Raw genomic sequence first — 4005 nt, forward strand, 5'->3', positions numbered from 1 at the left:
AAAAAGCCGGACCACCTCAGGTTCACTTCTCGGCGGGTTTTCAGTAAAAGTGAACCCGACCCCGTTCCTGGATTGCTTGCACATGCTTGTGAAACAAAGGGGTCAGGTTCATTTACTCCGCTTGAAAATGAACCTGACCCCTTTGTTTCCAGAACCTGACCCCTTTGTTTGAAAATTAACCCGACCCTTTTGTTTGATTGGTGGTGTCTTCGTTGTTTTGTCTGTCAATGTGGCGGACGCTTCCTTGGGCCACCTATTAATGACAGAACGAAAATTGCAACTCCTGGAACGAGAGCGATCATAAAACTTTTGCGGTCAATGCTCATATAAGATAAAACGAAATCAAAATTATGTCCCCCTAGAAGTAGGCGAACAAAAACAATGCAATCACCTCCAATAATGACGATCGCCATCATTACGAGCCCGAGAAATAACGCCGACGCAAATCTCTTCACTTACTCATACTCGAGTTACTTTTATCGTCACTAACTTTCTCACCAAGTTTATCAGCTTGCTCAATTTTGTAATTAACGTACTCCGTAATTGCGTCGCCGGTCAAATTACCCCAAGCCACCGGCCAAAATGTGCCCGGATACTTTTCCAACAAGCTCTTGGTCATGGGGTCACCCACACCAAAGCCAATACCCGTCGCCAATCCATTGGTCAGACCACTAGCCAAAACGCTGTCATCCTTGTCTTCCGACCAATTGGCGTATTCCGTACCGACCACACCTCCACTGGCTCCCAAAGCCATGTTCCATCCAAGGTTCCGTCCGGCACCAAGATAACTCGTCGCAGCTGTCGTTCCGACATCAACCCAGTTTATTTTCCCATCATGCTCGGCAGCTTGCGCTACCGCATTGATTCCCGAATTCGTCAGTGCCATACCGCCACGTGACGTCAATGCATACTTGAGGACGGTTCCTACTCGTGTGCCTCCGTAAACTTCCATCGCCGCATTGCCAATGCCGGCCGTTGTCGCCATCACAAAGGCATTTGCAATGATCCCACCTTGAAAATTCAGGAAGTCCTTGCCGCTCTGCTGCTGCGCCTGATAGATGGCCTCGTCCATGGCCTGTGACTGCGGCTCCCCGGAGTAGTAATCGTTCCTTCCCAATACGTAGTACTGCTCCATGCTGTAGCCCGTAGCCGACATAAGCGCGCCCAAGCCACCGTTGTCGTCACTATTCAACTGTTGGTACAGGGCGTAACCGTTAATGTTCGGGTCGGCGCGCTGTTCGGCATTGGCATGCGACATGTCGTAGTACGTGCCGCCGATCCATTCGCCGAAGGAGTCGGTCTGGAGGAACGCCTCGGCCGCCGCGTCCAACGGCGCTCCACTGAAGCTGGCATTAAAAGTATCGTCCTGCAGTCGCTGCGCGGTGACCAGCAAGGCATTCGTGGCGTTGTCGAGCCATTCGTCCTGCTGGTCTTGCGGCAACTGGCTCAAGGTGCAGCCACATTCCTGCTCGGCGAAGGCCTTGGCCTGCGATTGCAGGTGTTCCACATAGTCCGGATGCAACTGCCGGTTGTATTTCTCCCCATCCAGCGCCGTCACCGCACCGGCGCCTCCGCCCACCGCACCGCCGACAGCCGCACTCGCCAACTGCATCAGTGTCCTGCCTTCAAAAACAGGGGTCAGTGTGCACTTTCTAAGAAAGCGCGGCCTTTTTCGGTCTGCCTATCTTGGCCGGGCCGGCACGGCGTGACAGTTGCGCCTCGATCGCTGCGCGGAAGCGTTCGGTTCCATACGCGTGCTGGCGTTGTAGATGCAGCCGGATACTAGCCAACTCGTCGGGCGTCATCGTCTCCTCGACGAGCGCTCGATAGACCGAGCAGCGCTCGTCCACGTTTCCACCGAGGCTCAAATAGGACGAATGTGGCCGAATCAGCGGATCGACGACCCCAAGCGCATTGCAGGCGAAGCTCGACCACCGATAGTCTGCGGGATCGGCCACCATGCGTGCGCGCAGTGGGTTGAGCTCTATATAGCGGTAGCACCGCAGCAAGTAGCTTTCGCTATCCACCAGACACGCCTTGTACCGGCCCTCCCACAACGTGCCCGTACGGCGATAGCGATCATTGACATACCGCACGTAGCGTCGCCCCAACGATTGCATCACCCGAGCCACCTGCCCCTGCCCCGAAGGCGTCATCAATAGATGCACGTGATTGGTCATCAACACGTAGGCATGTACAGCGCACCTTTCGCGCATGCAGATCTCACGTAACTCATCCAGATAGCGGACATGATCGATGTCCTGAAAGAAGCAGGGTTGGCGGTCATTGCCTCGCTGCACAACATGCTGTGGTACCCCGGCAAGATCGAGTCTCGGTTGGCGAGGCATCTGGCGGTCCATATGGAAAAATCCAGCCGAGATTGCCGCGTGGGCGCGCACGGGTCTGTCGGATCCCACCGCATGCCTTCGTCGGAAAGTCCACACTGACCCCTGTTTCTTGGAAAGTCCACACTGACCCCTGTTTCTTACCCCTGTTTCTTGACCCCTGTTTCTCAAATATTATTCGTCAATCAATCCCAATTCTTCACCCATACCCCTCACGAACTCTGCCTTATCGCCCTGATACTCCAATGCGATATTTTCAAAATGCAAACATAAGGACGCTTTAGTTTCCACGTTTGCCATTTGCAACGTTGAGGACAATTGTTCAAGTGCCTGTACTGCGGCATCAGGGTCTATTATCATATCTCCCGAAAACTCTAGAAACAAAGCCATTTCAACGAGGGCCTGCGCGACATGCTTATTGATTTCCTGGTTCACGAATCACCTTTATCGAAATATTTTTAATCCCCAACTCATCAAACATTTTCTGAGCCCTAGTAGCTTGAGCTTGAGTAGGAACCTCCCAACGTGCAGTCAAGCCATTCTGACTCAAAACTTCAGACTGCCTAAGCGCCTGATTCTTCGACTTACTTGTTGTTACAACCGAAATCTTTCTATCAACCAAAACGTTGCCATCCACACCATCGAACTTGACTAGTCTCGTTGAGCCATCGGGCATCGTTCTTTCTAGAGCTGGAGCTTGGCCAGACCGGGTTGCAGGATTAGAACGTGCGCCCGTTGCCGAATCGTTGTAATCGCGAGCACGCGGACTCATACCTGCATTCTCATCAACCCACTTAACTTTACTCGAAGCAAGATCATCTATCGCCCCTTCTACTCCCTTCGCCCCATCCCTCACCAACTGATCCGCCGCGTCAACCTTCTTGCTAAACCCCTCCGCGCCCTCGACGATGCTCTTGACACCCTTTTTTGCACCGATCGCGCCTATCGTCGACAGTACGGCATCCACGCCGACCGACGACACCACGTGGCTGGCCGGGTACACCGCCTGCTGATCCGCGTCGGTCTGCGCATTGAATCCATAGGTGCCGACCAAGCCGGCTAACGGCCCTACCAGCAGCGCCTCCTTCTGTTGATACAGCCACTGACCCTGCGGTGAGCTGTCAAACAGATAGCTGCCCGCCGTCTTGACTGGCCCGCCCATCGCCGCCATCGCCACATACGCAAGGGCCGTGGCCAAAAACAGGGGTCAGTGTGGACTTTTCGATGGGCGCACAAAGTACACACTGACCGTTTTTGGCGTGTGCGGAATGCATTCGTCGGAAAGTTCACACTGGCCCCTGTTTCTCTCGTCAGTGCGGCGGGCGCAACCTTGGACCGCCGATGAGTGACAGAAGAAAAATTGCCACCCCCGGAACAAGAGCAATTCTCCACCCCCTACCCAGAAAGGTGGACCTATAAAAATTTGATACGATTTCATGAAATCCATGGCCTTCCACGAGAAGCCTTAAAGTTGCCACCACAAAACCAAGCGCCATAATAAGTAGCGTTGCGATCAAGCCGAGGAGAAAAGCTACAATAAACTTTTTCATTTAATATCCTTTCCCATATCTTTCTTGGCGTTGTTATTGTGGCTTTCTGCCTGTTCGATCGTGTAGTTGATGAATTCACTGGCCACACTACTAAGGATGCTCTGATCTAT

Annotated in this window: 5 protein-coding genes; all 5 read right to left on the reverse strand. The window is 53.2% G+C overall.

Going from position 1 to position 4005, the window contains the following annotated elements:
* Nucleotides 1-451: 451 nt before the first annotated feature.
* On the reverse strand, nt 452-1612 hold the full coding sequence (locus tag UU9_RS14610) for a hypothetical protein (protein ID WP_007082542.1): 1161 nt from the start codon (nt 1610-1612) through the stop codon (nt 452-454).
* Between the two features lie 40 nt (nt 1613-1652).
* Nucleotides 1653-2360: a transposase gene (locus tag UU9_RS14615; RefSeq protein ID WP_007082543.1), complete on the reverse strand. Its 708-nt coding sequence runs from the start codon at nt 2358-2360 to the stop codon at nt 1653-1655.
* Between the two features lie 159 nt (nt 2361-2519).
* On the reverse strand, nt 2520-2780 hold the full coding sequence (locus UU9_RS17660) for a hypothetical protein (protein WP_083839001.1): 261 nt from the start codon (nt 2778-2780) through the stop codon (nt 2520-2522).
* A complete protein-coding gene (locus UU9_RS18250) occupies nt 2761-3543 on the reverse strand; it encodes a hypothetical protein (RefSeq protein WP_007082544.1) in 783 nt (260 codons plus the stop codon). Before UU9_RS18250 ends, UU9_RS17660 begins: the two co-directional genes overlap by 20 nt.
* A 112-nt stretch (nt 3544-3655) precedes the next feature.
* Nucleotides 3656-3895: a hypothetical protein gene (locus UU9_RS18075; protein WP_156804316.1), complete on the reverse strand. Its 240-nt coding sequence runs from the start codon at nt 3893-3895 to the stop codon at nt 3656-3658.
* Between the last annotated feature and the right edge of the window lie 110 nt (nt 3896-4005).

The organism is Rhodanobacter fulvus Jip2, from assembly GCF_000264315.1.
In the GTDB taxonomy this organism is placed as follows: Bacteria; Pseudomonadota; Gammaproteobacteria; order Xanthomonadales; family Rhodanobacteraceae; genus Rhodanobacter; species Rhodanobacter fulvus.

Bases quoted from the DNA above. Each gene is read 5' to 3' on its own strand.
- UU9_RS14610 (WP_007082542.1), bottom strand. From the start codon at position 1,612: ATGCAGTTGGCGAGTGCGGCTGTCGGCGGTGCGGTGGGCGGAGGCGCC.
- UU9_RS14615 (WP_007082543.1), bottom strand. From the start codon at position 2,360: ATGGACCGCCAGATGCCTCGCCAACCGAGACTCGATCTTGCCGGGGTA.
- UU9_RS18075 (WP_156804316.1), bottom strand. From the start codon at position 3,895: ATGAAAAAGTTTATTGTAGCTTTTCTCCTCGGCTTGATCGCAACGCTA.